This window comes from Streptomyces sp. NPDC101227, assembly GCF_044767545.1.
Classification (GTDB): Bacteria; Actinomycetota; Actinomycetes; order Streptomycetales; family Streptomycetaceae; genus Streptomyces.
Window position 1 is genome coordinate 49,376 of the sequence record NZ_JBIWOD010000016.1, and the last position, 26,861, is coordinate 76,236.

The following is a 26,861-nucleotide window of genomic DNA, read 5'->3' on the forward strand; positions in this document are numbered from 1 at the left end:
TCCCGGTGGTGCGACCGTATAGCGTGACCGCATGGTCAAGGTGGGGCTGACGGGCGGAATCGGCGCGGGCAAGAGTGAGGTCTCGCGGTTGCTGGCGTCGTACGGCGCGGCGATCGTGGACGCGGACAAGATCGCCCGAGAGGTCGTCGAGCCGGGCACGCCCGGGCTCGCGGCGGTGGTCGAGGAGTTCGGGGAGGGCGTCCTCGCCCCGGACGGCACCCTGGACCGGCCGAAACTCGGCGGGATTGTCTTCGCCGACCCCGAGAAGCTCAAGGCGCTCAACGCGATCGTGCACCCGCTGGTGGGTGCGCGCTCGGCCGAACTCGAGGCGTCGGCCGGGCCGGATGCCGTTGTCGTCCACGACGTGCCGCTGCTGACGGAGAACGGCCTGGCGCCGCTCTACGACCTTGTCGTCGTCGTCGACGCCGCACCGCAGACCCAGCTGGACCGGCTGGTACGGCTGCGCGGAATGACGGAGGACGAGGCGAAGTCCCGGATGGCCGCCCAGGCGACCCGCGAACAGCGGCTGGCGGTCGCGGATCACGTCATCGACAACGATGGCCCCCTCGAGGCACTGGAACCGCAGGTCCGCGCGGTATGGGAGCGGCTGCGGGGCGCCTGAGGCCGGGCGGTACCCTCGCCGCCATGAGTGCAACCCACCTCGACCCTGAGACTCCCGACGCCGAGCCGACCGCCGCTCCTGCCTCGCCCGCCCTCTCTCCCGCCTCCGACGGCGCGGCTCCCGCGTCCTTCGTCGTGAACATCCCCGGCATCGCGGACGCCGATCTGGAGCCGGAACCGCTGGATCCCGAACAGATCATCTCGGGTGATCCGGTGGTGACGGGCAAGGTGCTGTGGGAGTCCCCGGACGGCAAGCAGATCCGGGGGATCTGGCAGATCACGCCGGGTGTGGTGACCGACACCGAGGCCAACGAACTCTTCGTGGTCGTCAGCGGGCGCGCCACCATCGCCGTCGAGGGCGGCTCGGTGCTCGAGGTGGGACCGGGCGACGCCTGCGTTCTGCGCGAGGGCGACCGCACGCAGTGGACCGTGCACGAGACGTTGCGCAAGGCGTACCACATCAGCCTGTAACGGGCCGGGGCGCGCGGTGTGCCGGGTGCACCGGGGCGGTTCGCCGCCCCGCCGACCGGGAATGCGGCGACTGACGCGGTTGTTGTGCCGCACGTCATGGCGTACGGGTGGCTGATGAGGGCCGCCCGTACGGCTACGGAGAGGAGACGGCCGTGCCCGAGCGCAGTCCCGAGACGGATGTCATCGACTTCCGCGCCGCGGAGCAACTGCTGGCAGCCCGCGATCCGCGCGGTGCGATCCGCTTGTTGGACCCGGTCATCACCGCCCACCCGGAGAACACCGCGGCCCGCCTGCTGCGCGCCCGCGCCTTCTTCCTGGCCGCTCAACTGCGGTCGGCCGAGCTGGAGTTCCAGATCGTCCTGGAACGCGAGCCGGCCAACGCCTACGCTCATTTCGCCCTGGCCCGTACCTTGGAACGCGCCAACCGCACCGACGAGGCCCTGCGCCACTTCCGTCTGGCGGCGGCCCTGGACCCCCGCCCGGATTTCGTCGAGGCGGCCCGTTTCGCACCTGCGGGTGGCACTCAGGGTGGCAATGGGGATCGAGGGCGGGGGCCGAGCGGCGATGCCGCGTCGTGAAGCCCAGCGCCCCCCGGGGGGCCCACCCCCCCCGCCCCGCCCCACCCCCAAACACCACTCGTCCCTCCTGTACGCCGCCCACCTTCCTCGGCTCTTGGTCGGTTGCCTCCCGTCCCGGGGCATGCTGCAGGTAGGGCCCACTGCCGTGGAGTCGAGTGGTGCCATGCCGGCTCAGCCCCACCCGGCACCCGGGTGTGAGTTCTACGGCCTGGGGTTGCGCCTCCGGCCGTTGGCGTTCCGGCGGCCGAAGACGTCGTTCCGGCCGCGGTCAGGTTCGTAGGGCGGTATGTCCTTGCCCGGCTGATAGTGCGGCCCTTGATGCATGTGCCGGATCACGATGGCCAGGTCCGTGGCGGCCAGCAGCGCCAGGGCGGCGCAGGCCGCTGCCCACTCCGGCCGTCCGGCCGCGACGAAGGCGACGGCTCCGGCGATGGCCCACAGCATGCCCCACAGCGCCAGCCCGAGGCGGATCTTCAGCGGGCTGCGCGCCTGAAGCGGCTCATTTCCCGTACGCATCGGTGCCCATCTCCCCTCTCCAGGATCCTCCCGAATGGCGAGCCCGTCACTGATCCGCTTCAGGTGGCGGAAGTGGGAGCCGCGTCCCCGGTCGCGGGTCCCCTCTCGTGGATCTTGTGTTCTCTGCGGTCGGTGAGTGGCTGCTCGTGAGCGGTTTCGGGCGGTGCCGGGCCGGGATCCGTTGTCGTGGGGGTGGAGCGCGCAGGGCTTGGATCAGGATCGCCTGCCGGGTGGCCGTTGATCCAGGACAGGCCGCCGATGTCGAGTCGGGCTCTGGCACGTGTCACTGCTACGTACGCCAGGCGTGCCTCGTCGATGTCGATCGGACCAGGGAGCGGTTTTCCGTCCGCGCCGTGTTCGTCGAGATCATCGGGGCCGGTGAAATCGCCCGCGATGCGCACGCTCGCCCACTCCCGCCCCTTGGCCCGATGCGCAGTGGACACCGTGACCTCGGCGGATTCCTCCGGTGAGAGGCGGTGCAGGGCATGTAAGAGGGCCGCCGTTCCGTGCTCGTCGACGAGCTCCACCAGCGGCAGCAGATCCCGTCCGGCCGGGTCGTACTCCGCGTACTCGCGCAGTTCCGACCAGGACTCGAAGAGCATCAGCTCGGGGTGCATCGTCCGTCGGCCGGCCTCGAGGTCGTGCGCGGCCCGCGCCAGTGCGCTCAGCGCCTCGCCACCCCCGGCGAGCGCGACCCTGCGGTGCGCTTCCAGCTGCCGTATCACCTCCACCATGGCGCCGACATTCGACCGGCACAGAATCGCCTCCGGCGTGGCCAGCCTTGTCAGCTCCGTCTCCACCTGCGGTGATCCTGTGAGCCGGATGGGCGCGCCGACGATCGTCAGCCAGCGGTTGGCCTCCGCCGCCAATGCCCGGCCGAAGCGGAAGGAGCGGGTGAGGGTGAGCTGTTCGCCGTCGAATCCCGTCATGACATCGCGTGCCCCTCGCCAGCCGTAGATCGCCTGGGCCGAGTCGCCGACCAGCACCAGCTGGGCGTGGTCGCGCTGGGCGGAGAAGACCTGCTCGACGACGGGGTTGGTGTCCTGGGCTTCGTCGAGGAGCAGGAAATCCGCCTGGATCACGGGCTCTTGCAGTGCCCACATCTTCAGGTAGTGGTCGTGTTCGAAGCGGACCACGCCGCGGTCCTGATGCTGAAGATCGGCCCAGGCCTTGCGGGCATAGGGCAGTACGAGGTCGGAGAGCTGATCGTGCAGGGCTTCCGATGCGGCGCCGCGCAAAGGCGGGACGTGGTGGCGTGCGATGTCTTTGTCGGCCGACTGGCAGAAGCGGGTGACCGTGCGCAGCGCCGAATAAGAGAGCGCCCTGTTGTTGACCTTGCGTGCGCCGAGGCGCACCGATAGGCCTTCGTCGATGCCGAGGGCGGCGCCCGTCCGCCATCCTGCTTGCCTGGGGGCGTTCATCCGGGCCTGGTACTTCCTGCCGACTGAGTTGTAGGCGAGGGAATGGGCGGTCCCGCAGGCCACTTCGGCGGGGAACGTTCTGGCGGCGTCGCGGGCGATGGCTCTGTTGAAGGCGATATATCGGCCGAGGCGGCCCGGTCGCTGCGCGTCATGCGCGAGCATCGCGAGGGTGGTCGTCTTGCCCGTGCCGGCACCGGCCTGAATGACGAGATGCGCGCCGGTGCGAAAGGCCTCGGCCGCGGCGGACTGTTCGGGTGTGGGGGTGTGCATGACGGCTCCTCGCTCAGCTTGCATAGTCACCGAGAGTGACGATGTGTGCGCACTGTAGCCTCTTTCGCGGCGATGCGGGGATGCGCTTCGTGGCCTGTGGACAACTTTGGTCCGGTGGCCTTCCGGTGGCGCTTCCGGCCCGCGGCATCGGCCGTGTGTAACGCCCTTGACCTGCGAGGGGAGGCAGGGGAGGGCCGCGTTGTCAGTGCCGTGTGATTCCATCGAATTCCTGCAGAACTGCGGCGGTGCAGCGCCGCCGGTGACCAGTTCTTCGCGGGGCAGCGAAGAGCGTGAGGAGTACATCGGCGGGGCGCGGCTTGGGCGTGCGGGAGGCAGCCGGGCGGGGGCGATCGGGCAGGCGCCACGACCTCCTGGTCGCGGAACGCTCAACCGGCAGCAAGGCAGCAAGGCAGCAAGGCAGCAAGGCAGCAAGGCAGCAAGGCAGCAAGGCAGCAAGGCAGCAAGGCAGCAAGGCAGCAAGGCAGCAAGGCGACAGGGCGAGAGGACAGCGCGGCATGGCGAGGCGGTGGGAGACGGCGGCGGGGGCGCCGGGCGGGGCAGCGCCGTGGGCGGACGCTCCGGCGTCCGCCGTGTCCGCGACGGGTGAAGGCACAGGCCGCGGTGCTGACCTGGCGCGTTGCGCCGTGACCTTCCTGCCCGGACGGCCGCCGCGCGCCGGGAAGATCGCCCTGTGGCGGCCCGATGGCGGCCCGCTGCCGGACGGGGCAGCGGGGCGGGCCATGGCGGGTGCGCCGGAGGGAGCCGGTGAGCCCGCGGAGCTGACCGTCGCCCGGCGGCACGGCAACGGTGCCCGCAGCCGTACGGTTCCAGCATTGCTGCTTCCGCTGGCCGAGGCGGTGCCGCTGCTGATCGGGGCCCGGCACGACCCGGCTGCCCATCCGGCCGCCGCATGCTGGGGTGCGGCCACCCTGCACGCCCTCAACCTCGCCGCGCGCGGCAGGCTGCTCCCCGGGCTGACCGACGAGGACACCGACGCCTGGCGCGCCGGCCCCCTGGATCCCGATGACATCGCGCACCTCCGGGCCATCGCCGCGGCCATGCCCGGTGAGGCGTATGCGGTCCCCGTCCCCGACAGCCGCCCGCTCCGGCTGCCCGAGCCGGCGGCGCTGGTCCGGCTCTTCGTGGACGCGGTTGCCGACGCCCTGCCCCGCACCCCCGCAGCCGAGCTGGTGGCCGGCGCCCCCTTCGCGGCGTACGCACCGCAGCACCTGTCCGGCGTCCGCGAATGGGCCGCCGAGGCCGCGGCCGGCATCGATGCGGGCGTACGGCTCTCGCTGCGCCTCGACCTGCCGCCGCACAAGGTCTTCGACGGCAGGGCGGACAGTGCGGGAGGCGCCGAAGAGCGCAGCGCGGCGGCCGCCGTCCTCCAGGTGCACAGCCTCACCGACCCGACCCTGGTCGCCGATGCCCGCCATCTGTGGGAGGGCGAAGGCCCCGACCACTTCGGGCCGCGTTCCCGCGTCGACACCCTCCTGGCACTGCGACGGGCGGCCCGCATCTGGGGACCGCTCACCCGCCTCCTGGAGCGGCCGGTTCCCGACGTGCTCCCGCTCAGCGAGGACGAGCTGTACGACCTGCTGGGGCCGGCCGGGCCGCGGCTGAGCGCCGCCGGGGTGGCCGTCCACTGGCCCAAGGAGCTGGCCCGTGGGCTGACCGCCGCGGCCGTGCTGCGCCCGGCACCCGGTTCGGCCGCGGACGGCTTCGGCTTCTTCGACACCGATGAACTGCTGCAATTCCGCTGGCAAGTGGCGATGGACGGCGAGCCGCTGAGCGAGGCGGAGATGGATGCCCTCGCCGAGGCCCACCGCCCCGTCGTCCGGCTGCGCGACCAGTGGGTCCTGGTCGACCCCGCCCTCGTACGCAAGGCCCGCAAACGCGAATTGGGCTACCTGGACCCGGTCGACGCGCTCGCCGCGACGCTGGGCGGCACCGCGGAGGTCGACGGAGAAGAGGTCGAGGTGGTGCCCCTGGGGGCCCTCGCGGCGCTGCGCGGGCGCCTCACCACCCCGGCGCCGCCGCTGCCCCAGCCGCCCGGACTGCGCGCGACCCTGCGCGACTATCAGCTACGGGGCATGGCCTGGCTCGACACCATGACATCGATCGGTCTCGGCGGCTGTCTCGCCGACGACATGGGCCTGGGCAAGACCATCACCATCATCGCGCTCCACCTGCACCGACGGCCCCAAGCGCCCGTGCTGGTCGTCTGCCCGGCCTCCCTCCTGGGCAACTGGCAGCGTGAGATCGAGCGCTTCGCCCCCGGCACGCCCGTACGCCGCTTCCACGGCACCGGCCGCAGCCTGGACGCCCTGGACGGCGGATTCGTCCTGACGACCTACGGCACGATGCGCAGCAGCGCCGACCAGCTGGCCGCCCAGCGCTGGGCCTGGGTCGTCGCCGATGAGGCGCAGCACGTGAAGAATCCGCGTTCTTCGACGGCCAAGGCGCTGCGCGGCATCAAGGCGCCGGCCCGCATCGCCCTCACCGGCACGCCCGTGGAGAACAACCTTTCCGAGCTGTGGGCCCTCCTGGACTGGACGACGCCGGGACTGCTGGGGTCCCTCAAGACGTTCCGCGCGCTGCACGCCCGTGAGGTCGAGGGCGGCGAGGACCCGCAGGCGGCCCAACGGCTGGCGAGGCTGGTACGGCCGTTCATCCTGCGCCGTAAGAAGTCCGACCCCGGAATTGCCCCCGAGCTTCCCCCGAAGACCGAAACGGACCACCCGGTGGCGCTGGGGCGTGAACAGGCCGCGCTGTATCAGGCCGTTGTCCGCGAGGCCCTCGCCCGGATCGAGGCCTCCGAGGGCATCGCGCGGCGCGGCCTGGTGATGAAGCTGCTCACGGCCCTCAAGCAGATCTGCAACCACCCCGCGCAGTACCTCAAGGAGGCCGCGCCGGGCCTGGCCGCCCGCTCCGGAAAGCTGGAACTGCTCGACGAGCTCCTCGACACCATCCTGGCCGAGGGCGGCGCCACCTTGGTCTTCACCCAGTACGTGGGGATGGCGCGGCTGCTGGAGCGCCATCTCGGCAACCGCGGCATCCCGAACCAGCTGCTGCACGGCGGCACCCCGGTGGCCGAGCGGGAGAAGATGGTCGACCGGTTCCAGTCGGGCCACGCCCCGGTCTTCCTGCTGTCCCTCAAGGCGGCGGGCACCGGGCTCAACCTCACCCGTGCGGCACATGTCATCCACTACGACCGCTGGTGGAATCCGGCAGTGGAGGAGCAGGCCACCGACCGCGCCTACCGCATCGGCCAGACCCAGCCGGTCCAGGTGCACCGGCTGATCGCCGAAGGCACCGTCGAGGACAACATCGCCCAGCTCCTCACCGCCAAGAGGGCACTGGCCGACGCGGTGCTCTCCGGTGGCGAGACCGCTCTGACGGAGCTGTCCGACGCCGAGCTGGCCGATCTGGTCTCCCTGAGGAGGTCCGTATGAGCCCCTCCGGCTTCCGGGGACGATCCGTGGCATCCGGGCGGGCCGCCGCAGCCGACCGGCTGGCGCGCGCGGACCGTTCGCGGACGTTCCCGCCGCTGCCGGCCCGCACCGGCGCCCGCGGACTGTTCGCCGAATCCTGGTGGGGCAGCGCCTGGCTGGACGCACTGGAGACCACGGCCCTCGACAGCGCCCGGCTCGCCCGCGGCAGGACGTACGCGCGCGACGGCCATGTCGACACCATCAACGTCACGCCGGGCCGCATCGTCGCCACCGTACGCGGCAGCCGCCCCCGCCCCTACAGCGCCGAAATCCGTCTGCGGACCCTCTCCGACCAGGAGTGGGACGGCCTGCTCGACGCGATCGCCGCGGAGCCCGCGCAGCTCGCCGCCCTGCTGGCCAAAAAGCTGCCCGGCGCACTCGCCGAGGGGGAGGTACAGCTCCTCCCCGGGCCGGGCGACCTCGACCCCCGCTGCTCGTGCCCCGATCACGGGCGGCCCTGCAAACACGCTGCCGCGCTCTGCTTCCAGGTGGCCCGCCTGCTGGACGCGGACCCCTTCGTCCTGCTGCTGATGCGCGGCCGCGGCGAACGGGAACTGCTCGATGAGCTCTCCCGCCGTCATGCCGGCCGCACCGCCCATGAAAACCGTGCCGCCGCCCCCGTCCCCGCCACGCCCGCCCCCGGAAAGCCCGCGGCGGCCGCGCCCGCCACCCCTCGCGGAGTCCTCGCCCGGGACGCCCTCGCCGACCGCCTCCGGCCGCCGCTGCCGCCACCCCTGCCGGTGCCGTCCCAGCCCGGCAGGCCACCGGCCCTCCCCGATGCCGACGGTCTCCCCTTCGACCCGGCCGCCCTGGAATTCCTGGCCGCCGACGCCGCGGCCCGCGCCCACGCCTGCGTATCCGCCACCGGGGGCGCCCGAGCCGCCGGAACCGCCGGCTCCGGCGAGGCACGCCAGCCGGTCCGCGGTCCGTTCCCGGACCTGCCCCCATGGGAGGACGCCATCCGCCTGGCGGCCACCGCCCACCCCACCGCCGGACTGACCTCCGCCACCCGGGCCCTCTACCGCGACCTCGCGGCCGCCACCGGCCGCACGCCGGCCGAGGTGGCCCGCTCCGTGGCCGCCTGGCGGCAGGGCGGCCCCGAAGGACTCGCCCTCCTCGACGCCCCCTGGGACCCCCCGGCCGGCGATTTCGACCGGGCCCGCAGCGCCCTGCTCGCCGCGGACCTCCCGCCCCTGCGCCCACGCCACAACCACCTCACCGACCCCGGGCGCCGCATCCAGCTGCGGTTCGGCCACGACAGCCGCTGGTATCCGTACGAATCCGAGCCCGGCGCCGAGGACTGGTGGCCCACCGGCCCCGCCGACCCCGACCCCGTGGGTGCCCTGACCGCCCTGCTCGCGCGATGACTAACCTCGACGCCGTGGAAGGCCTCGACACACTCACCCGGTCCCTCGCCCGGCGTACCCCGGAGCAGCTCGCCGCGCTCCTGACCCGCCACGCCGAGCCGCTCGCCCGCCGCCCCGCCCCCGCACAACTACGCGGTCTGGCAAGCGCATTGTGGTCCTACGAGGTCCTCCACCAGCTGGTGATCCACCTCGACCACCCCAGGTTGCAGGTGCTCGCCGCCACCGCCCAACTCAGCCAGGAGCGCGCTGCGCACACCGCCCCGGGCCCCGTCGCCCCCGCCCCGGGCGCCGACTACCAGTCCCTGATGGCGCACCGGCTCTCCTTCGCCCACCTGGCCAGCGAACCCGTCCCGCCCGAGGAGGTGTACGCGCGGCTCGGGGCCGCCGGGCCCGGCCCCGCACGCACGGCAGCCGAGACCGCCCTGCAAGCCCTGTACGACGACGGATTGGCCGCGCCGGCCAAGGACGGCACCATCGTCGTCCCGCCGCGTACCCCCCAGCTCCTGGCCGCCCACGACCTCGGCCCCTTCGCCGCACACGCCCCGCAGCCGGCGCCGCACGCCGGACCCGGCATCACCGTCCGGCTCACCGAAGCCTCCCTGGCCGACGAATCGCGGGCGGCCGTGGCGACCCTCGCCGCCACCTTGGAGCGCCTCCTCGCCTCCCTGGCGACGCAGCCCGCCGCGCTGCGCAAGTCCGGCGGCCTGACGATCCGGGAGATCAAGCGGCTGGCCAAGGCCGCCGGCGCCACCGAACCGCACACCCGGCTCCTGCTCGACCTCGCCCTCGCCGCCGGCCTGATCGCGCTAACCCGCACCCCGGCAGGCATCACGGCGCTCCCCACCGGCGCCTACGACGACTGGCTCGCCGGCCCGCCGGGCGAGCGCCTCGCACCCGTACTGGCCGCCTGGTCCACCCTGTGGGCCGTCCCCACCCACACCCCCTTCGGCGAGACCCCCACCGCGCTCGTACGGGGTCACGACCGGCACGCCCCCGCCCTGCGGCACGCCCTCCTGGCCGCGCTGGCCGGCGTCCCCCTCGGTGCCGGGGCGCCCCTGCCGCCGACGGCATCCGCCGAACACCCCCCGCTGCCGGGCCTCCTCGCCGCCGCCGACTGGCACCGCCCCCTCGCCGTCACCGCACAGCCGATGGCCGAGGACCGCGCCGCCCACACCCTCCACGAAGCCACCTTCCTCGGCCTGAGCGCCCAGGGCACGCTCACGCCGCTGGGCCGGGCCCTCCTCGCCGGTCCGCACTCCCTCGGCGAGCCGTTGCGGGACCTGCTGCCGCCGCTCCTCGAACGGGCCCACTTCCAGGCCGATCTGACCGCCGTCGTCACCGGCCGCCCCGCCGCCGCCCTCGACGAACTGCTCGCCGCGGCCGCCGACCGCGAATCCGAAGGCCACGCCGTCACCTGGCGCTTCACCCCCGCCTCCGTACGCCGCGCCCTGGACACCGGCCGGGACGCCGAGACCCTCCGCGCCGACCTCGAGGCCGCCTCGGCGACCGGCGGCCTGCCGCAGCCGCTCGGCTACCTCATCCAGGACACCGCCCGCAGCCACGGCCGGATGCGCGTACTGCCCGCCGCCTGCTGCATCCGCTCCGACGACGAAAGCCTCGTGACGGAACTCGCCGCCCACCGCGGCCTGCGCGGCCTGGGGCTGCGCGCCATCGCGCCGACCGTCCTGGTCAGCGGCCGTCCCCCGGCCGCCACCCTGGAGGCGCTGCGCGCGGCGGGCTACGCCCCCGCCCTGGAATCCGACACCGGCGCGACGACGGTCGAACGCCCGCCCACGCACCGGACCACGGCTCCGGCGCCGACCCGCGACCCCGGCGCCCCGCTGGCCCTGGCCCGACGCCTCCTGGCGGCAGCCCGCGGAGCCTGACCCGCAGGCCGGCCGGCGCCGGCCAACGGGCTTGCGGTCACTCGTACTCCGTGCCGCCCTTGCGCGTCAGATACGCGCCCCCGACCACCTTGGCGATGGCGCGGCCGCCCAGCACCGGGCTGTAGCGGTCGCCCAGCGGACGGACGACCACACCCTCCCGGATGTGCACCGCACGCCCGGACAGCGTCTCGCGCCCCTCGGCCAGCTCCATCACCCGCCGCGCGTCGAAGGGACCCGTGAACAGCGTCGGCACCACCGGAAGCCGCCCGCCCAGCGCCTGGGTCAGCTCCCGCGGCGTCAGCCAGCGCACCTGCCCGCCGACCTCCACCGAGACATCGAACACGGCGTACGCGGGCTCTCCCCGGCGGCTGTCCGCGCCGTACCCCAGATCCTGTACGCCGTCGCCGTACACCTCGCCGAAGATGCCGACCCGCGAAGCCCCCAGCTCCGCGGCCAGCTCCGCCGCGACCCGGTCCGTGCGATGGGCGCGCACCGCCCGCCAGTACAGGTTCTTCGGGTCCTCCACCAGCGCCAGCCGCTGCGCACCCAGCCCCTTGGACGTCACCTGGACGCGGTCGTGGCCGGCGTTGTAGGTCAGACAGCACGCGGTGCCGTGCACCTTCTCCGTGACCGCCACCGGCTCGCCCTCGGCGAACACCTCCGGATAGCGCTTGAGGTTCTCGATATCGATCCACGGCAGCAGATCGGGCGCCGGCTCGACCTCGCCGCTCATCGAAATCGGCACCGGCGGCACCCATTTCACGATGCCCAGCTCCACCGCGAAGTCCGCGCCCTCCTCGCCCGCCCGTGCCAGGTCCCTGCCGTCCAGCGCCTTCGGCCGGCAGACGATGCCCTGCGACAGCTCGCCGCGCAGCCGGATCGCCTTGACCCGGTTGGCGGCGGACCCGGCGAGCTTGCCGGTCAGTCCCAGCTCGGCCACCAGCTCCTGGGGCAGTACGGCCTGCTCGGGGATGTACAGGGCGAAGTCGCCGGTGCGGTAGGCGCCCTTGGCGACGACGGCGCGGTACAGCCCGACCTGGGCGAGCTCCAGCGCATCGGCGTTGGGATGCTCATGAATCGTCACCTGCTCGACCGTGACGCGCAGCGTCGACATGCCGGATCCCCGTTTCTGCGCACGGCAGTTGCGCCGTGATTGCCTGGTTCGCTGTGCCGCGCGGTGCGGCACCCCGCCACCACTGTGATCGACGGGCGGGCGCCGGGCGAACGGATTTTCCCAGCCGGGCGGGCCGGCCCGTCAGCGCTCTGCCGGTTTGCGCCGGCCGGCCGCGGTCGTCGATACGGGTACCGAGGCGGCCGGGCGCGCGATGCGGGTCATGGCAGCGCCGGGTGTGATCACGTCGACGTAGGCGCGGCAGACCGAGGGGCGGCCGATGGCGGCGCCGAGCACGCCGTTGACGGCGCCGCGGACGAACCGCGTGGCCGCGGACTGCGCTCGTCCGCCGGGGGCGGCGGGGAGTGCCCGGCCGGTGGCCGGTGCCCAGGGTGCCTGGGCGATGCGCGCGATGGACTGCTGCACACCGCGGGCGAGGGCCGGCTCGTCCAGCCCGCGCCGGCGCACCGCCTCCCGCAGCGCGAGGGCGCTGTGCGCGGCGACGGACAGGCCCTGACCGTAATCGGGGGCGAACGCGGCGACCGCGCCGCCCAGGGCGACGAACCCGGTGGGCCAGCACCGCAGCTGTTCGTAATGCCGCAGCCGGCCGGCGGTGTCGCGGGAGACGCGGACCTCGCTCAGCGGCTCGGCGTCGGCTATCAGGTCGCCGATGACGGAGTGGGGTATTCGGCGGGCGAACGGCACGAACCGGTCGGCGTGTTCGGACGGACGGCCGGCGCCGCCGCCACTGAGGGTGACCAGCCAGCGACCGCCCTCGATGGGGACGAGCGTCGCCGTGCTACCGGGGTCCTGGGGGCTCTCCGGGGCGGAACGGGCGGTGATCACCGGGCAGTTCTCCGTGCCGGGCGGTGCACGGAAGATACGGGTGGCACAGACGATGCCGCGGTCGGCGAGCTCTTCGCGCACGACCGGCAGGCCCAGCGCGGCCAGCCGGCCGGGCGTGGTGGAGTCGCGCCCCGTGGCATCGACGACGAGATCGGCGTCCAGCCGGCGGGCCTTGCCGGTGACCGTGTCCCGGACGCGTACCCCGGTGATGTGCTCCGCGGTCCCGGTCAGCTCCTCGGCTTCCGTTCCGTCGAGGACGCTGATGCCGTCGAGGGCCGGCACCTGCTCACGGAGGACCCTGTCGAGCAGGTCGCGGGAGCAGGCGATCACACACTGCGCGGGCCGGCGCGGTAACCAGCCCTGCGGGGCGGTGCCGGCGGGCCCGGACGGCAGCGGCATGGGGCGGGCCCCCTCGGCCAGCCACTGTTCGACGACGCCGGGCAGCAGCTCCTCCACGGTCCGGGCGCCGTCCGCCGACAGCAGATGCGCGTGCCGGGCCTGCGGCAGGTCCGTGGGCAGGGCGCGGGTGCGCGGCAGCCGGTCCCGCTCGACGATGACGACATCGGCGTGCTCGGAGAGCGCCGCGGCGGCGAGCATTCCCGTGAAGCCGCCGCCCAGCACCACCGCGAGATACGGGTGGGTGAACTGGAGCCCGGTGGTGCTCGTACTGCTCGACGCGTTCATGGGCAGTGCCTTTCTCGGCGGGGGCGCGTGGTTCCCCTGCGGTAGCGGGTCGCGTCCAGAAAGGGCGGTGCCGCATTCATGCGGGAGTGCCGGCGCGCGGCGGCGATGACGGCGTCGGTGGCGGCTGCGATCGAGGCCGTCAGAGAGGCGGGCAGGGAAGCGGAGGCTGACCGCAGGAGGCGCAGCGGTACCGGCAGTGCGGGCTGAGCCCGTTGAAGGTCCCGGCAGGCCGGCGCGAACGCCGGCCTGCCGCCCCCCGATTTCCCCATCATGATTCCCCCTCAGGCCGTGCCCGCCCCACCGCACACGGGGCCATACCCGCCGCCACCCGCCCGTCTCACCGGGTGGGGTGGGCCGACGCGATTGCCTCGCGGAACGCGCGCCGCCCCCGGGGGCGTGGCCGTCACATCCGGTCAACGGCGGACACTGTTCCGGATCGTAGGCGGCGGAGATCCCTTCCGGTAGCCGGAAGAAAACGAAGGGCGCGTAGGAGCCACCCCCCGAATACCGTTGGGTAGATCTATTGCAATTCGGGTCAATGGGCGGAAAGCGTCTCACTGCTTTCTCACGTCGCGAGAAAGCCGCCGGATATGTGTCGCCGGACGCGGAAAGATGACGCACGAAGGGCCGGATGGTTGGCGCGAATTGATCGGATAGCGACGTGCCGGCGGGCGCCATGCCTACCCTGTGCGGGCACCGCACCTGAGAACCCGAGGGAGAGTCGTGCGCGCGATTGTGATGCGAGAATTCGGCGGCCCGGACGTGCTGCGGCTGGAGGACGTGCCCGACCCCGAACCCCGCGCCGGCCACTCTCCGGTCGAGGTGACCCTCGCCGGCATCAACTACGCGGACGTGCATGTCCGCGGGGACTCCTACCTCGCTCCCGTCGAACTGCCCTACATACCGGGCAACGAGGTCGTGGGCACCGTGGACGGCGGGCGTCGCGTCGTCGGGCTGACCCGGGGCGGCGGATACGCCGAGCGGACGCTGCTGCACCGCCGCGTCACCTGGGACGTGCCCGACGGCATCACCGATGAACAGGCCGTAGCGCTGGCCCTCCAGGGCAACAGTGCCTGGCATCTGCTGTTCACCTCGCTGCGTATCACCGAGGGCGAGACCGTCGTCGTCCCGGCCGCGGCCGGCGGCGTCGGCTCCCTGGCCGTTCAGCTCGCCGCGCACGCCGGCGCCAAGGTCATCGCCCTCGCCGGCTCGGAGGCCAAGCGCAAGGTGGCGGCTGAACTGGGCGCCCACGCGGTCGTCGACTCCACGGCGGACGACCTGACCGAACGCATCGTCTCGGCGGCCGGCGGCCCGGTGCAGGCGGCGCTGGAGATGACCGGCGGCGCCACCTTCGCACGGACCCTCGCCGCCGTCGCCCCGCGCGGCCGGATGGCGGTGTACGGCTTCGCCGGCGGCGAGCTGGCGAGCGTGCCGACCCGGGATCTGATGGAGCGGTCCCTCACGCTCTCGGGCTTCTGGCTCCCGCAGCTCTACGCCGACCGCACCGCTCTGCCCACCTCCATGCGGGCCCTGTTCGACGCGGTGGCCGACGGCCGGCTCAAGCCGCTGCTCGGCGCGACCTACGCTCTCGGTGACGCGGCGCGCGCACACCACGATCTGGCCGCGCGCACCCCGACCGGGAAACTCACCCTGGACGTTGCCCGGTAGCCGAGGCAGCAGCATGGGCACAACGGCTTCGGGAAGGCACCCCGAAGCCGCCCAACCGGGGCAGCAGCCGGGGCCGCGAGCGAGGGGGGTGCCGGCTCGCACCACATATGCCGTGCGCCGCAGGGCGCGGATCACTGCCAGGGGAGAGAGCACACCATGGGCAACAGGACCACAGCGCCGGGGGCCGCGGCTTCGGCCGCCGCCACCGCCTCCGCGTCGGGCACCGCGGCCACGGCGCAGCGCAGCCCGGGCCGCGCCAAGAACCCGGGCCAGGCCCCCAAGGCCGCCTCGACCGCGGGCGCGCGGACATCGGGATCCGGCCATGCCGAGCGGGTCTTCCTCGTCCAGACGGCGTTCGCCGAACTCGGCGGATCCGCCCATGGACCGGGGGAGATAGCCGAATTCACCGGCCTGGACGACTCCGTCGTCTACCGCATCCTCCAGTCCGGTATCTACCAGCGCATCTTCGAACGCGTGGACCGCGGCCTCTACCGGCTGCGGACCTCCGCCGCCCAGCTGGCCTTCAGCGCCCTCGACCACCGCCTCACCGGCGACACCACACAAACGGCTCTGCGCGCGCTGCGCGAGGCCACCGACGGCGGGCTGGCCTTCCTCTACATGGTGGCGCCGTTCTCCGGCGCGCAGCGTCAGTGCATCGACATGGCCGTCGGCGACTCCGACCTCGCCGAGCTGGGGATGACGCCCCGCGATGTGCTGTCGGTGACCCGCTCGCTGCGCACCGGCGCCTCCGGCCGGACGATCCTCGCCTACCTGCCCCCGGTACTCCAGCAGCGGGTGCTGGCCGAGCCCGTACCCGACCAGGCGGGGCCCGGCGTCTTCCGGGACAACGACGCGCTGATGGCGTCCCTGGCGGAGGTCCGCGACCTCGGCCATGCGCTCGGTTACGAGGAGTGCATGGCCGGCTGGAACTCCTGCGCGGCGCCGATCATGTGGGACGGCTCCATCATGGGTTCGGTGCTGCTTCTCAAGCCCAAGACGGTGATGCCGCAGCCGCCCGAGAGCGCCATCGAGGCGACGAAGGAGGCGGCGGCCGAACTCAGCCGTTACGGAGCCGCCCGCCCGCCCGCGAACGAGGCCTGAAGCCAGGCAGCGACGAAGCCCGCACGGCGGACAACGGGACTCGATGGACGCGGAATCGGCGGACCTCGCCACGGCAGGGCCGACGACGTGGGCGCAGCGGATGACGGCGGAGGACCGAGCCGCCGTACGCCGCGAAGTGGCGGCCGTTGGGCGGCCGGGCACAATGGCCCGGTGCGGTTTGAAGCGATCACCTGGGACCGGCTGGCCGACGCCCTCGCCGGGCACATCACGGCGATGACGGCGACGGACGGGAGCCCCTGGCTGCGGATCGCGGTCGATGGGGCTCCCGCGGCCTCGCCGGACGAGCTGGCCGGGCGGCTCGCCGAGGCGCTGCGGATCCGGGGGAGGGCGGTGCGCAAGGCCGGCACCTTCGGCTTTCTGCGCCCCGCCTCCCTGCGGCTGGAGTACGGCCGCGAGGACCCCGACGCTTTTCACGACGAGTGGTTCGACCGGCGGGCCCTGTGGCGCGAGGTGTTCCAGCCGCTGGATCCGGGCGGCACCGGGCGGGTGCTTCCGGACCTGTGGGATCCCGTGGCGGACCGCGCCACCCGCAGCGGGTACGTGCAACTCCCGCCCGGCGGCGTCCTGGTGCTGCACGGTCCGCTGCTGCTCGGTCACTGGTTCCCCTTCGATCTCACGGTGCACCTGAAGCTGTCGCCCGCCGCGCTCGCCCGCCGTACGCCGCAGGACCAGCGCTGGATGCTGCCCGCGTTCGCCCGTTACGAGGACGGGACGCGGCCGGAGGAGGCGGCGGATGTCGTCGTACGGGCCGATGACCCCCACCGGCCGGCCTGGAGCGGGCTCGGCTGAGCACCTCGGGCGGCACCCCAGGGCGTCAGACGAGCTGCCGGATCTCGCCCCGGACGCGGTAGAAACCGCCCGAAGCAGGCGACAGGTCCTCGACGACATAGCGCGTCCCCGGACGGCGTATGTGGCGGGGGAACTGGACGTTCCAGGACGGCTCATAGCCTTCGGAGACCACATGGACCCGCAGCCGGCCACCCTCCTGGACGCACTCCACCACGATCCCGGAGGCCGCGGCGGACGCCACCGTCCGCACCGTGGCCGAAGGGGTGTAAGTGGGCAGCGCGGCGGCCGACTTGATGTCCCGGGCAACCGGGATCGTGCCCGACCGTGCGGCGGCGATCGCCGCGTCGCCGGCGTCCACGCACACCAGGGAGCCGTCGGTGGTCACCATGTACAGCTTCTCGTCCAGATACTGCATCGACAGCGCCGAGCCACCGCCCGTGCCCAGCTTCCACAGCCGGGTGCCGTCGGCGGCGAAGCAGTACACCGAGGAGGCCGAGTCACCGGCGAAGACATAGCGGCCGTCGAGGGCGGTGGCGCAGGAGTAGACGACCGTGTCGCAGCTGTAGGTGGCCTCCACGGCACCGGTGTCCTTCGCCAGCCGCTGGACCACGCGCTTGTCCGTGCCGGCGTAGACCGCGCGGTCCTCCTGCCAGCCGAACAGCACCGCGCCCTGGGTCGGGGTGTGCCACAGCTCGCCGCTGCCGTTGGCACGATATGCGGTGACGCCCCGCTGATGACCGTGGTAGACGGCGGCTTCGTCGCGCCGCACCATCCAGGCGTGCCGGCCCGCGCTGCGCCGCGACCACTGGTACTCGTCCTCGTGGTCGATGACGGTCAGGCCACCGCTGCGGTCCGCGACGTTGAGGATGCCCTCGCGGATGTCCAGCCAGAAGATGTCGACGTCGGGCGCGATGTCATAGGCGGCGAACGGCAGCTTCGAGGACAGGTCGTAGACCTTGCCGTCGTCGCAGCCGGCGTAGATCCAGAAGTCGTCCGCCACCAGGCACTTGACGCCGTCCGGGAGCTGATAGCGGGCGAGCACCTCGCCGTCGTGGCCGAGGGTGTAGACATCGCCGTTCTGGTTTCCCACCCAGCAACGGTCCTCGGCGATATGGATCCCGAACGTGGCGGCGCCCGTACGGAACCGCCACAGCACCGGCGCGACCGCGCGCGCCGTCGACGGCGCGGAGTCGACCTGGCGCCGCGTCACCGGCCGGGCGGAGCGCTGCCCCTGGACGGCGGGTGCGTAGCCCTTGCGGACCTTTTCGCCGATCTTCCGCGCGGCCGCGGCCTGCGCCTTCTCCCGCGTCGGGAACGCCGAGGTCTGCTGCTGGCCGGCCGCCCCGATCCGGCCGTAGCGCACCGAGACCTCGGTGCCGGAAACCCTCACCTCGTAGAACTTGTGCGCGCCGCCGCCGTCTTGGGACAGTTCCAGATATGTCGTGCTCTCGGACATGGCGAACTCCCTCCCCCGGGCGGTCCCAACGACCGTCCCCCGCTGCTGAAAACCGTACGACCCACCACTGACAATCGGTCTTCCAGCGCTGGTCACGGGCCGCCGGACACCCAGCCGGCGACGGCAGTTAGCGTGTGGCCGTGACCACTTCATCCACCGCACACAACGCATCCGACGACGCCACGCCGCTGCCCGGCCGTGTGGGGCCCACCGCGACCGTGGAAGCCCTGCCGCGCTCCGTCGGCACCGTCAAGACCTCGTACGCACCCGACCACGACGGCGACCCGGACCCCGGGGAGATCGTGTGGACCTGGGTGCCTTACGAGGAGAACGACGGCCGCGGCAAGGACCGGCCCGTCCTCGTCGTCGCCCGCGAGAGCGGCGGCACCCTGCTGGCCGTGCAGCTCTCCAGCAAGCGGCACAACCACGACCGGGACTGGGTCGCCATAGGCGTCGGTCCGTGGGACCGCGCGGGGCGCGACTCCTGGGTGGCGGTGGACCGGGTGCTGCGGGTGCACCCGGAGGGCATGCGGCGCGAGGCCTGCGCACTGGACCGGGGCCGCTTCAACCTGGTCGTCAACCGGCTGCGGGAACGCTACGGCTGGCGCTGACCGCCTGGGGTACCGCGAGCGGTCAGGCGTCCGCCAGGGCCAGCAGCTTGGTGACGGTGTTCCAGTTGCGGGCGGTGGCCGTCACCCCGAGCGGGGCGCGGCTCACGGCATCGGCGAGCTTGGAGCGGCCGATGCCGTTCGGGCACCACAGATACAGTTCGCGCCCGGTCAGCCGGAACTGATCGGGCGCGGACGCGGCCGCATCGAGCGCGTCCAGCCGGGAGGTGTCGGCCGGCACCGCCGACAGAAAGGTCACGTGCAGGCTCTTGGGCTCCGCCGTGGCCTGCGGAAAGGGATTCGCGGCGATGGCGGCGGCCAGCTCGTCGCGGGTCCGTACGACCACCGGCACCGTCAGGCCCAGATCGGCGGCTATCCGGTCGTGGATCACCCGGGCCGTCTCCGCCGGCGGTCTTCCCGGGTCGGCGAAGACGATATTGCCGGTCTGCAGCAGGACCGAGACGTCCTGGAACCCCAGGGCCCGGGCCAGCTCCAGCTGCTTCGCCTTGGGGAAGCGGTTGTGGCCGCCGACGTTGATGCCGCGGAGCAGAGCGATCTGACGGGACATGGCACTGCCCTTCGCAGGAGCCGGACGCCGGACGCCGGCCGGGGGAAATGGAGACGGGGAGGGGGGATCGGAGAACGGGAGAGGGTCAGAACAGCGGCGCGGGCAGGACACCCTCCAGAGCCAGCAGCAGCCGCTTGGTCTCCAGGCCGCCGCCGAAGCCGCCGATACCGCCGTCGCTGGCCACCACCCGATGGCAGGGCACGACGACCGGGAGCGGATTGGAGCCCATCGCCGCGCCCACCGCGCGGGCGGCGCCCGGCTCGCCGACCCGGTCGGCGAGGTCCTGATAGCCGACGACGCTGCCATAGGGGACACCGTCGGCCAGGGCGTGCAGGACCCGGGCATTGAAGCCGGACGACAGCGACCAGTCCAGAGGGACCGTGAAGGACCGCAGCTCGCCCGAGAAATAGGCGGTGAGCTCGGAGGCGGCCGTCGCCAGGTGGGGTATCGCGGCAACCGGCGGCCCGCCGAAGTAGTGCTCCAGTCGGGTCAGCGCACGGCGGGTGGTGCGCTCGTCGGCATGGAAGACCACCTGGACCAGGCCCTCCCCGGTCGCGGCGAGCAGCAGCGGACCGATGGGGGTCTCTCGCCGCGTCCACGCCCAGTCGCGGCGGGCGGTGCGGTCCGCCTCCGGCGGCGTCGCCGGACCGGTCTCCTGTGCGCTCTGCTCAGAATTCGTCACGTGATCAGCCTAGGACCCGCCACTGACATCGCGCCGGGAAAAGGGCGCCGGGGCAGGAATCGCGCGACGGAGGACGGGTGCCGGACGCCGGACGCTCGATGCCGGACGGCACACGCCGGAAGCCGGGTACGGGCAGGACAGGGCTCCGATACCGTCCAGCCCGTTCTGCCCGCCCGCCGTCCCGCCGGCGCGGTCAGCCGTCGCTGGTCTCCAGCGCCTCGCGGATCTCGTCGGCCTTGTTGCTGATGATGCCGTCGACACCCATCTGGGCGAGGCCGACCGCCTTCGTGCCGTCGTCAACGGTCCAGGTGTAGAGCTGCATCCGGCGCCCGTGCGGGCCCCGCAGCCCGTGCACGGCGTTGACGTAGCCGGACGTCACTGTCGTGTAGTTGGGGTTGATCTGGTCGCAGTACTCCGCGTAGGTGGGGAGGTCGGCGACCGACGGGTTGCCGAGGAAGCCCGTTTTGATGTCCGGCCGGATGCTGTGGACGGTCTTGACGGAGCCGGCGTTGAAGCTCTGGATGATCAGCCGGCGCTTGACGTGGCTCCTGTCCAGCCAGCCCTGGTGGCGCAGCTGCGTCAGGGTCTGCAGTTCGATGCCGGGGTAGAGCTCCGGCGATTTGAGCTCCAGCAGGAGCTTTTGGCCGTTGTCCTCGACCTCGTCCATGTAGTCCTCGAGCGTGGGCACCCGCTCACCCTCGAAGCTCGGGCTGAACCAGCTGCCCGCGTCCAGCTTCTGGATCTCGTTGAGGGTGAAGTCCTTGACGTTCCACGGCTTCCGGTCGGGGAAGACCTGTTCGACGTTGGTGGTCCGGGCCAGCGAGTTGTCGTGCAGGACGACGAGCTCGCCGTCCTTGGTGCGCTGGACGTCGTTCTCGACCCAGACATCGCCGAGCCGGTGAGCCTCGTCGATGGAGGCCAGGGTGTTCTCGGGGGCGTGCGTCGGGGCACCCCGATGGGCGATGGCCACTGTGCTGTGCCCGTCGGCCGCGGCCTGCGCGGTGGGGCTGGAGACGACGAGCGCGGACAGACCCATGAGCGCACCGGCGGCGACGGTGGCGACGGGACGAATACGCATACGGACTCCTCGTGACGTCGGGGACGTGAAGGGCCTGGGCTGACGTGCACCGGTCATACGAGCGGAGGCTCGCAGCCGGGCCGTAGCGGTAGGTGGTCGGCACGTGGCCGGGGGATGAAGGAGAAGCGGCAGGTGTTCCGTGTGAGCGCCGTAGTTGCAGGATGCCCGTATCTGCCGTGCGCCAGTGCGCCCGACGCCGTCCAACTTGCCGGAGCCACGGCGTCCGCGCATCTCGACCGATGCCTCGTCACCCGTAGCGCTTGTGAACGGTTTTGACCTCAGGACACGTCCCGGCCCCGCCCCTGTGGCGGCCGCCGTACCCCGCTCCGCGGCGGACCGCGAGGTCAGACCGCTTGAGCGGCCCGCGGTCCGCTCCGGCCGCGCGAGGGTGAGGGCCGCGGCCGCCCGTCGCGGGCGGGCCGCCGGGCGCCCGCGACGGGCGGCGGCCATTCGCGCGAATGCGCTGGTCGGAGCGTTTGCCACGCCGGTTGTCAGTGGCGGGTCGTACGGTGGATCCCATGCGGCCCGTATCAAAGATCGAACGCACGGTGGCGCCCTTCGAGGTCGTCAGCTCCTACCAGCCCAATGGCGACCAGCCGGCGGCCATCGCCGAGCTGGAGCGGCGCATCCGCGGGGGTGAGAAGGATGTCGTCCTGCTGGGCGCGACCGGCACCGGCAAGTCGGCGACCACCGCGTGGATGATCGAGAAGCTGCAGCGCCCGACCCTCGTCATGGCGCCCAACAAAACCCTCGCGGCGCAGCTCGCCAACGAATTCCGCGAGCTGCTGCCCAACAACGCCGTCGAGTACTTCGTCTCCTACTACGACTACTACCAGCCCGAGGCGTACGTCCCGCAGTCCGATACGTACATCGAGAAGGACTCCTCCATCAACGAGGAGGTCGAACGGCTGCGCCACTCCGCGACGAATTCGCTGCTCACCCGCCGGGACGTCGTCGTGGTCGCCTCGGTGTCCTGCATCTACGGCCTGGGTACGCCGCAGGAGTACGTCGACCGGATGGTGCCCCTGAAGGTCGGCGACGAGATCGACCGAGACCAGCTGCTGCGCCGCTTCGTCGACATCCAGTACACCCGCAACGACGTCGCCTTCACCCGCGGCACCTTCCGGGTCCGCGGCGACACCATCGAGATCTTCCCGGTCTATGAGGAGCTGGCCGTCCGGATCGAGATGTTCGGCGACGAGATCGAGGCGCTCTCCACGCTCCACCCCCTCACCGGCGAGGTGATCACCGACGACCAGTCGCTGTACATCTTCCCGGCCAGCCACTACATCGCCGGCCCCGAGCGCATGGAGAGGGCCATCGCCGGCATCGAGGCCGAGCTGGCGGAGCGTCTGGCGACCCTGGAGAAGCAGAGCAAGTTGCTGGAGGCCCAGCGGCTGCGGATGCGCACCACCTACGACATCGAGATGATGCGGCAGATCGGCTCCTGCTCCGGCATCGAGAACTACTCGATGCACATGGACGGCCGCGAGCCGGGCTCCGCGCCCAACACCCTCATCGACTACTTCCCGGACGATTTCCTGCTGGTCATCGACGAGTCGCATGTCACCGTCCCGCAGATCGGCGCGATGTACGAGGGCGACGCCTCCCGTAAGCGCACCCTGGTCGAGCACGGCTTCCGGCTGCCGTCGGCCATGGACAACCGGCCGCTGAAGTGGGAAGAGTTCCTTGAGCGCATCGGCCAGACCGTCTATCTGTCCGCGACCCCCGGCAAGTACGAACTCGCGCGCGGCGACGGCTTCGTGGAGCAGATCATCCGTCCGACCGGCCTGGTCGACCCGGAGGTGGTGGTCAAGCCCACCGACGGACAGATCGACGACCTGGTGCACGAGATCCGGGCGCGGACCGAGAAGGACGAGCGCATCCTGGTCACGACCCTGACCAAGAAGATGGCCGAGGACCTCACGGACTACTTCCTGGAGCTCGGCATCCAGGTCCGCTATCTGCACAGCGACGTGGACACCCTGCGGCGCGTGGAGCTGCTGCGTGAACTGCGGTCCGGCGAGTACGACGTCCTGGTGGGCATCAACCTGCTGCGCGAGGGCCTCGACCTGCCCGAGGTGTCGCTGGTGGCCATTCTGGACGCCGACAAGGAGGGCTTCCTGCGCTCCGGTTCGGCGCTGATCCAGACGATCGGACGTGCCGCCCGTAACGTCTCCGGCCAGGTGCACATGTACGCCGACAAGATCACCGCGGCGATGGAGAAGGCCATCGACGAGACCAACCGCCGCCGGGAGAAGCAGCTCGCGTACAACAAGGAGAACGGCATCGACCCGCAGCCGCTGCGCAAGAAGATCGGCGACATCGTGGCGACCATCGCGCGGGAGGAGATCGACACCCAGGAGCTGCTCGGCACGTCGTACCGCAAGGCTTCCGAGGCGGCGGGCGGCAAGGGCGGCAAGGCCCCGGTGCCGGCGCTCGGCGGGAAGGCCGCAGCGGGCGCGAAGGGCAAGGGCGGCAAGGGCGAGGTGGCCGTGACGGACCGTCCGGCCGCCGAACTCGCCGAGCTCATCGAGGAGATGACGGAGCGGATGCGGGCCGCCGCGGCCGAGCTGCAGTTCGAGGTCGCGGCCCGGCTCCGCGACGAGGTCGGCGAACTGAAGAAGGAGCTGCGACAGATGAAGGAGGCCGGCGTGAAGTGACGGATGTGAAATGACCGGAGTCGCCACACGTCGGCGCGGCGACTTCCCCGCTCCGGGTGTGTTGCAGAAACGCCACAAAACGCGGGGCGCGGACGTCCTTGCCCCGTCGTCGTGCGTAGGGTCGAAGGCACCGCCGGAAAAGCGGGCGGGGAAGTACGGAGAGGGGACGGCGCGTGTCGGTCAATTTGTCCAAGGGGCAGGGCATCAGCCTGCAGAAGTCCGACGGAGGCACCCTGACCGCGGTGCGGATGGGGCTGGGCTGGCGCTCGGCGCCGCGCCGTGGCCTGTTCGGGCGGCGAACCAACGAGATCGACCTCGACGCCTCGGCGGTGCTGTTCGCCGACAAGAAGCCCGTCGACGTCGTGTTCTTCCAGCACCTCATCAGCGACGACGGCTCGGTGCGGCACACCGGCGACAACCGGGTCGGCGGCGCCGGCCAGGGCGGCGACGACGAGGCGATCCTGGTCGACCTGGCGCGGATTCCGGTACACATCGATCAGATCGTGTTCACCGTCAACTCCTTCACCGGCCAGACCTTCGCCGAGGTGCAGGACGCCTTCTGCCGGCTCGTCGACGAGACCAACGGCCAGGAGCTGGCCCGCTACACCCTCACGGGCGGCGGCCAGTACACCGCACAGGTCATGTCCAAGGTGCACCGCGTGGGCAACGGCTGGGCGATGACCGCCATCGGTGAGCCCTCCAGCGGCCGCACCTTCCAGGACCTGGTGCCCGCGATGCTGCCGCACCTGTAACCACCGCACCACAGCGGCAGCGCGCGCCGGGCCGCGCCGCCGCCGCACCCGGGCGTCACGCCCGACGCCCCGCCCGGGACGCACGCCAACCAGGGGGAACACGACAATGACGGCCGAGCTGGTCCGTGGGCAGAACCATCCACTGGACCGGACCCGTGTGGAGATCCGCATCACCGCGGGCGGCCCCGTCATCGCCGGGGTCACGCTCGGCGATGAACGGGGCACGCTGTCGGGCGTCGAGGCGGTGGCCCATCCGGGAGCGCCCCGCCGCACCGGCGTCGAGGTCCCCCGCCAGGCGGCGTCCGAGCACCGTGTCGCGGTCGACCTCGACGCGATGCCGGAGGCCGTCCACCGGGTCAGCGTGCTGCTCGCGCTGCCCGCCGGGGCCGGCTCGCCGGCCGGTTTCGGCGCGGCCGCGGCGCCCCGCGTGGCGGTCACCGGCCTCGACGGCAGCCAGCTCGCCGGCTACACGATCACCGGTCTGGGCGCCGAGGCAGCCGTCGTCGCCGTGGAGTTGTACCGCAGGCAGGGAGCCTGGAAGGTGCGGGCGGTCGGCCAGGGCTACGCCGACGGCCTGGTGGCCATGCTGCGCGACCAGGGGCTGCCGCAGGCGGCCGAGCTGGCCACGGAGATCGAGGAGGCGGTCAGCCTGGGGCATGCCCGCGCGGTGCCGTCCCCCAAGCTCTCGGCTCCGCTCGAGCAGGGGGCACCCCCATCGGTGGCGGCCCGCCGCGCCGAGCAGCCCGGGGCGGCGGACCCTGCCCCCGCGTCGCAGGGCGGCGGCCCCGTCGACTACCGCCATCCCAAGCGTCGTACTGCCCCGGCCCCAGCGGTCGCCGCCGCCCCCGCCTCGGCGGACGCCCCGTCGGCCCCGGTGGCCGGTGACGCCGCCGGTTGGAGCATGGACGAGCGGCTCTACAACCAGGTCTGGGGCATGTTCGAGGACCTGGCCCGCTCGGTGGCGGCCTACCGCAGCGCCTGCGACTTCGCCGAGTCCCGCCTCGAGCAGGAGCTCGACAAGGCCCTCGCCGACCCGCGCAGCCGCATGGGCGCGGCCGCCGACGTCGCCCGCGCCACCGCCCGCGACAAGCACGCCGCCCTGGTGGCCCAGGCCCGCGCCGCCCTCGACCGCGACCTCGCCCAGCTCGCCGCCGAGTCGGACGTCGTCGAGCCGGCGCTGCCGCCCGCCTACGCCCGCTGGGACAGCCCCGTATGGCAGGGCTATCACGTCCCCCTGGAGCCCCCGATGGCGCTCCGCCTGGGCGATCTGCACCTCCCGGAGGTCCTGGACCTGCGCATCCCCATGCTGCTGCGCCTCCCCTTGGAGCGCGGTCTGTGGATCGACAGCGGACCGGCCGCCTACGCCCACGCCCTGGACCTCGAGCGCGAGTACCCGCGACGCGAGCTGGGCAGCGCCCTCACCGACGGGCCGCCGGACGAGGCCGAGCTGCACCGCCTCGCCCTGGACACCGCCGTCGCCCTCGCCGCCCGGCTGCTCGCCGTCCATCCGGCCGGGGACTTCGCCGTCCAGGTCATCGACCCCGGGGGTACGGCGGTTCCCGCGCTCGCCCCGCTGCTGGAGACCGGTGCGCTGCGCGAGCCCCCGGCGCCCGGCGCCCAGGGGGTGGCCGCGACCCTGGAGGCGCTGACCCGACGGGTGGACCTCGTCCAGATGGCGGTGCGCAACCGCGCCGCGGATTCCCTGCCGCCGGACGTCGACATCGCCGAGCAGCTGCTGATCGTCCATGACTTCCCGCACGGCTTCGACGACCGGGCCGTCACCCAGCTGCGTTATCTGGCCGACGAGGGCCCCGCCGTCGGGGTGCATCTGCTGATGGTCGCCGACCGTGCCCAGTCCCAGGAGTACGGCCCCGTCCTGGACCCGCTGTGGCGGTCCCTGCTGCGCATCACGCCGGTGCCCGACGCGCATCTCGCCGACCCCTGGGTCGGCCACGCCTGGACGTACGAGCCGCCGCTCGTCCCCAAGGGAAGCCAGGTCCTGCGCCAGGTCCTCGGCCGCCTCGCCCAGGCCCGCCCCGCGCACCGTCACTGAAATCCGGCGTCCCGTCCCGGTATCCCACCCCGCGTCCCACTTCCGACATCACGCCCCTGACCAGCGACTTTACCTTTTCCTTTACTCTTCCTTGGTCTTCCTTTACTCTTTCTGGTGCGGAGGGGAGTATTCCTGCATCCCTGCTACGACGTACCCG

General features: G+C 72.5%; 21 protein-coding genes. 13 read left to right on the forward strand and 8 right to left on the reverse strand.

Annotated features, from left to right (window positions below):
- The first annotated feature begins 31 nt into the window (after positions 1–31).
- The 3 genes from coaE (at position 32) to ACIRPT_RS30480 (ending at position 1,670) form a co-directional block, all read left to right on the forward strand.
- Positions 32–622: a dephospho-CoA kinase gene (coaE, locus tag ACIRPT_RS30470; protein ID WP_403832854.1), complete on the forward strand. Its 591-nt coding sequence runs from the start codon at positions 32–34 to the stop codon at positions 620–622.
- Between the two features lie 23 nt (positions 623–645).
- A complete protein-coding gene (locus ACIRPT_RS30475) occupies positions 646–1,092 on the forward strand; it encodes a cupin domain-containing protein (RefSeq protein ID WP_403832856.1) in 447 nt (148 codons plus the stop codon).
- 152 nt (positions 1,093–1,244) lie between these two features.
- Positions 1,245–1,670: a tetratricopeptide repeat protein gene (locus ACIRPT_RS30480; RefSeq protein WP_403832858.1), complete on the forward strand. Its 426-nt coding sequence runs from the start codon at positions 1,245–1,247 to the stop codon at positions 1,668–1,670.
- A 201-nt stretch (positions 1,671–1,871) separates the two neighbouring features.
- Here ACIRPT_RS30480 and ACIRPT_RS30485 read toward each other — a convergent pair whose 3' ends face one another.
- Both ACIRPT_RS30485 and ACIRPT_RS30490 read right to left on the reverse strand, forming a co-directional pair.
- Positions 1,872–2,186: a DUF6343 family protein gene (locus tag ACIRPT_RS30485; RefSeq protein WP_403832860.1), complete on the reverse strand. Its 315-nt coding sequence runs from the start codon at positions 2,184–2,186 to the stop codon at positions 1,872–1,874.
- Positions 2,187–2,245: 59 nt separating this feature from the next.
- Positions 2,246–3,877 carry a UvrD-helicase domain-containing protein gene (locus ACIRPT_RS30490; RefSeq protein ID WP_403832863.1) on the reverse strand — a complete coding sequence of 544 codons (1,632 nt, stop codon included), beginning with the start codon at positions 3,875–3,877 and terminating at the stop codon, positions 2,246–2,248.
- Between the two features lie 515 nt (positions 3,878–4,392).
- Here ACIRPT_RS30490 and ACIRPT_RS30495 point away from each other — a divergent pair.
- From ACIRPT_RS30495 to ACIRPT_RS30505, 3 genes are read left to right on the forward strand one after another with little or no spacing between them, the layout of a single operon-like run.
- Entirely contained in the window at positions 4,393–7,332 is a 2,940-nt protein-coding gene (locus tag ACIRPT_RS30495; RefSeq protein WP_403832865.1) for a DEAD/DEAH box helicase, read from the forward strand.
- Positions 7,329–8,738 carry an SWIM zinc finger family protein gene (locus ACIRPT_RS30500; RefSeq protein WP_403832868.1) on the forward strand — a complete coding sequence of 470 codons (1,410 nt, stop codon included), beginning with the start codon at positions 7,329–7,331 and terminating at the stop codon, positions 8,736–8,738. The genes ACIRPT_RS30495 and ACIRPT_RS30500 overlap by 4 nt, the downstream gene beginning before the upstream one ends.
- Positions 8,735–10,624, forward strand: a complete 1,890-nt coding sequence (locus tag ACIRPT_RS30505; RefSeq protein WP_403832870.1) for a helicase-associated domain-containing protein — start codon at positions 8,735–8,737, stop codon at positions 10,622–10,624. The genes ACIRPT_RS30500 and ACIRPT_RS30505 overlap by 4 nt, the downstream gene beginning before the upstream one ends.
- A gap of 37 nt (positions 10,625–10,661) precedes the next feature.
- Here the strand turns inward: ACIRPT_RS30505 and ACIRPT_RS30510 are convergent, their stop codons facing one another.
- Positions 10,662–11,738 (reverse strand): RNA ligase (ATP), encoded by a 1,077-nt coding sequence (locus ACIRPT_RS30510; RefSeq protein WP_403832873.1) that lies wholly within the window; start codon positions 11,736–11,738, stop codon positions 10,662–10,664.
- A 141-nt stretch (positions 11,739–11,879) separates the two neighbouring features.
- Positions 11,880–13,265 carry an FAD-dependent oxidoreductase gene (locus tag ACIRPT_RS30515; protein ID WP_403832875.1) on the reverse strand — a complete coding sequence of 462 codons (1,386 nt, stop codon included), beginning with the start codon at positions 13,263–13,265 and terminating at the stop codon, positions 11,880–11,882.
- A gap of 723 nt (positions 13,266–13,988) precedes the next feature.
- Between ACIRPT_RS30515 and ACIRPT_RS30520 the strand changes: the two genes are divergently transcribed.
- The 3 genes from ACIRPT_RS30520 to ACIRPT_RS30530 all read left to right on the forward strand — a co-directional run bounded on the left by ACIRPT_RS30520 (position 13,989) and on the right by ACIRPT_RS30530 (position 16,844).
- The gene (locus ACIRPT_RS30520) at positions 13,989–14,933 is read left to right on the forward strand and encodes a zinc-binding alcohol dehydrogenase family protein (RefSeq protein WP_403832878.1); all 945 of its coding nucleotides are present in this window, start codon (positions 13,989–13,991) and stop codon (positions 14,931–14,933) included.
- A 156-nt stretch (positions 14,934–15,089) separates the two neighbouring features.
- Positions 15,090–16,034: an IclR family transcriptional regulator C-terminal domain-containing protein gene (locus ACIRPT_RS30525; RefSeq protein ID WP_403832881.1), complete on the forward strand. Its 945-nt coding sequence runs from the start codon at positions 15,090–15,092 to the stop codon at positions 16,032–16,034.
- A gap of 171 nt (positions 16,035–16,205) precedes the next feature.
- Positions 16,206–16,844: a uridine kinase gene (locus ACIRPT_RS30530; protein WP_403832884.1), complete on the forward strand. Its 639-nt coding sequence runs from the start codon at positions 16,206–16,208 to the stop codon at positions 16,842–16,844.
- A gap of 25 nt (positions 16,845–16,869) precedes the next feature.
- Here the strand turns inward: ACIRPT_RS30530 and ACIRPT_RS30535 are convergent, their stop codons facing one another.
- A complete protein-coding gene (locus tag ACIRPT_RS30535; protein ID WP_403832888.1) occupies positions 16,870–18,300 on the reverse strand; it encodes a WGR domain-containing protein in 1,431 nt (476 codons plus the stop codon).
- A 140-nt stretch (positions 18,301–18,440) separates the two neighbouring features.
- On the opposite strand from ACIRPT_RS30535, the gene ACIRPT_RS30540 reads away from it, so the two are divergent.
- The gene (locus ACIRPT_RS30540) at positions 18,441–18,911 is read left to right on the forward strand and encodes a type II toxin-antitoxin system PemK/MazF family toxin (protein ID WP_403832891.1); all 471 of its coding nucleotides are present in this window, start codon (positions 18,441–18,443) and stop codon (positions 18,909–18,911) included.
- 22 nt (positions 18,912–18,933) lie between these two features.
- Here the strand turns inward: ACIRPT_RS30540 and ACIRPT_RS30545 are convergent, their stop codons facing one another.
- The 3 genes from ACIRPT_RS30545 to ACIRPT_RS30555 all read right to left on the reverse strand — a co-directional run bounded on the left by ACIRPT_RS30545 (position 18,934) and on the right by ACIRPT_RS30555 (position 21,236).
- Entirely contained in the window at positions 18,934–19,476 is a 543-nt protein-coding gene (locus ACIRPT_RS30545) for a DUF1697 domain-containing protein (protein WP_403832893.1), read from the reverse strand.
- Between the two features lie 85 nt (positions 19,477–19,561).
- Complete coding sequence (locus ACIRPT_RS30550; RefSeq protein WP_403507221.1) at positions 19,562–20,158, reverse strand: methylated-DNA--[protein]-cysteine S-methyltransferase; 597 nt, start codon at positions 20,156–20,158, stop codon at positions 19,562–19,564.
- 193 nt (positions 20,159–20,351) lie between these two features.
- Positions 20,352–21,236: a glycerophosphodiester phosphodiesterase gene (locus tag ACIRPT_RS30555; protein WP_403507223.1), complete on the reverse strand. Its 885-nt coding sequence runs from the start codon at positions 21,234–21,236 to the stop codon at positions 20,352–20,354.
- Positions 21,237–21,754: 518 nt separating this feature from the next.
- Here ACIRPT_RS30555 and uvrB point away from each other — a divergent pair.
- The 3 genes from uvrB to ACIRPT_RS30570 all read left to right on the forward strand — a co-directional run bounded on the left by uvrB (position 21,755) and on the right by ACIRPT_RS30570 (position 26,704).
- Positions 21,755–23,899, forward strand: coding sequence for an excinuclease ABC subunit UvrB (gene uvrB / locus ACIRPT_RS30560; protein ID WP_403507225.1), 2,145 nt, complete (start codon positions 21,755–21,757; stop codon positions 23,897–23,899).
- Between the two features lie 173 nt (positions 23,900–24,072).
- A complete protein-coding gene (locus tag ACIRPT_RS30565; protein ID WP_403507227.1) occupies positions 24,073–24,651 on the forward strand; it encodes a TerD family protein in 579 nt (192 codons plus the stop codon).
- A gap of 106 nt (positions 24,652–24,757) precedes the next feature.
- Positions 24,758–26,704 carry a TerD family protein gene (locus ACIRPT_RS30570; protein ID WP_403832897.1) on the forward strand — a complete coding sequence of 649 codons (1,947 nt, stop codon included), beginning with the start codon at positions 24,758–24,760 and terminating at the stop codon, positions 26,702–26,704.
- The last annotated feature ends 157 nt before the right edge of the window (positions 26,705–26,861 follow it).

What these genes read in the sequence shown, in the direction of transcription:
- ACIRPT_RS30555 (WP_403507223.1), bottom strand. Translation starts at nt 21,236, where the DNA reads ATGCGTATTCGTCCCGTCGCCACCGTCGCCGCCGGTGCGCTCATGGGT.
- ACIRPT_RS30545 (WP_403832893.1), bottom strand. Translation starts at nt 19,476, where the DNA reads ATGTCCCGTCAGATCGCTCTGCTCCGCGGCATCAACGTCGGCGGCCAC.
- ACIRPT_RS30570 (WP_403832897.1), top strand. Translation starts at nt 24,758, where the DNA reads ATGACGGCCGAGCTGGTCCGTGGGCAGAACCATCCACTGGACCGGACC.
- ACIRPT_RS30485 (WP_403832860.1), bottom strand. Translation starts at nt 2,186, where the DNA reads ATGCGTACGGGAAATGAGCCGCTTCAGGCGCGCAGCCCGCTGAAGATC.
- ACIRPT_RS30505 (WP_403832870.1), top strand. Translation starts at nt 8,735, where the DNA reads ATGACTAACCTCGACGCCGTGGAAGGCCTCGACACACTCACCCGGTCC.
- ACIRPT_RS30490 (WP_403832863.1), bottom strand. Translation starts at nt 3,877, where the DNA reads ATGCACACCCCCACACCCGAACAGTCCGCCGCGGCCGAGGCCTTTCGC.
- ACIRPT_RS30495 (WP_403832865.1), top strand. Translation starts at nt 4,393, where the DNA reads ATGGCGAGGCGGTGGGAGACGGCGGCGGGGGCGCCGGGCGGGGCAGCG.
- ACIRPT_RS30510 (WP_403832873.1), bottom strand. Translation starts at nt 11,738, where the DNA reads ATGTCGACGCTGCGCGTCACGGTCGAGCAGGTGACGATTCATGAGCAT.
- coaE (WP_403832854.1), top strand. Translation starts at nt 32, where the DNA reads ATGGTCAAGGTGGGGCTGACGGGCGGAATCGGCGCGGGCAAGAGTGAG.
- uvrB (WP_403507225.1), top strand. Translation starts at nt 21,755, where the DNA reads ATGCGGCCCGTATCAAAGATCGAACGCACGGTGGCGCCCTTCGAGGTC.
- ACIRPT_RS30525 (WP_403832881.1), top strand. Translation starts at nt 15,090, where the DNA reads ATGGGCAACAGGACCACAGCGCCGGGGGCCGCGGCTTCGGCCGCCGCC.
- ACIRPT_RS30535 (WP_403832888.1), bottom strand. Translation starts at nt 18,300, where the DNA reads ATGTCCGAGAGCACGACATATCTGGAACTGTCCCAAGACGGCGGCGGC.
- ACIRPT_RS30475 (WP_403832856.1), top strand. Translation starts at nt 646, where the DNA reads ATGAGTGCAACCCACCTCGACCCTGAGACTCCCGACGCCGAGCCGACC.
- ACIRPT_RS30515 (WP_403832875.1), bottom strand. Translation starts at nt 13,265, where the DNA reads ATGAACGCGTCGAGCAGTACGAGCACCACCGGGCTCCAGTTCACCCAC.
- ACIRPT_RS30500 (WP_403832868.1), top strand. Translation starts at nt 7,329, where the DNA reads ATGAGCCCCTCCGGCTTCCGGGGACGATCCGTGGCATCCGGGCGGGCC.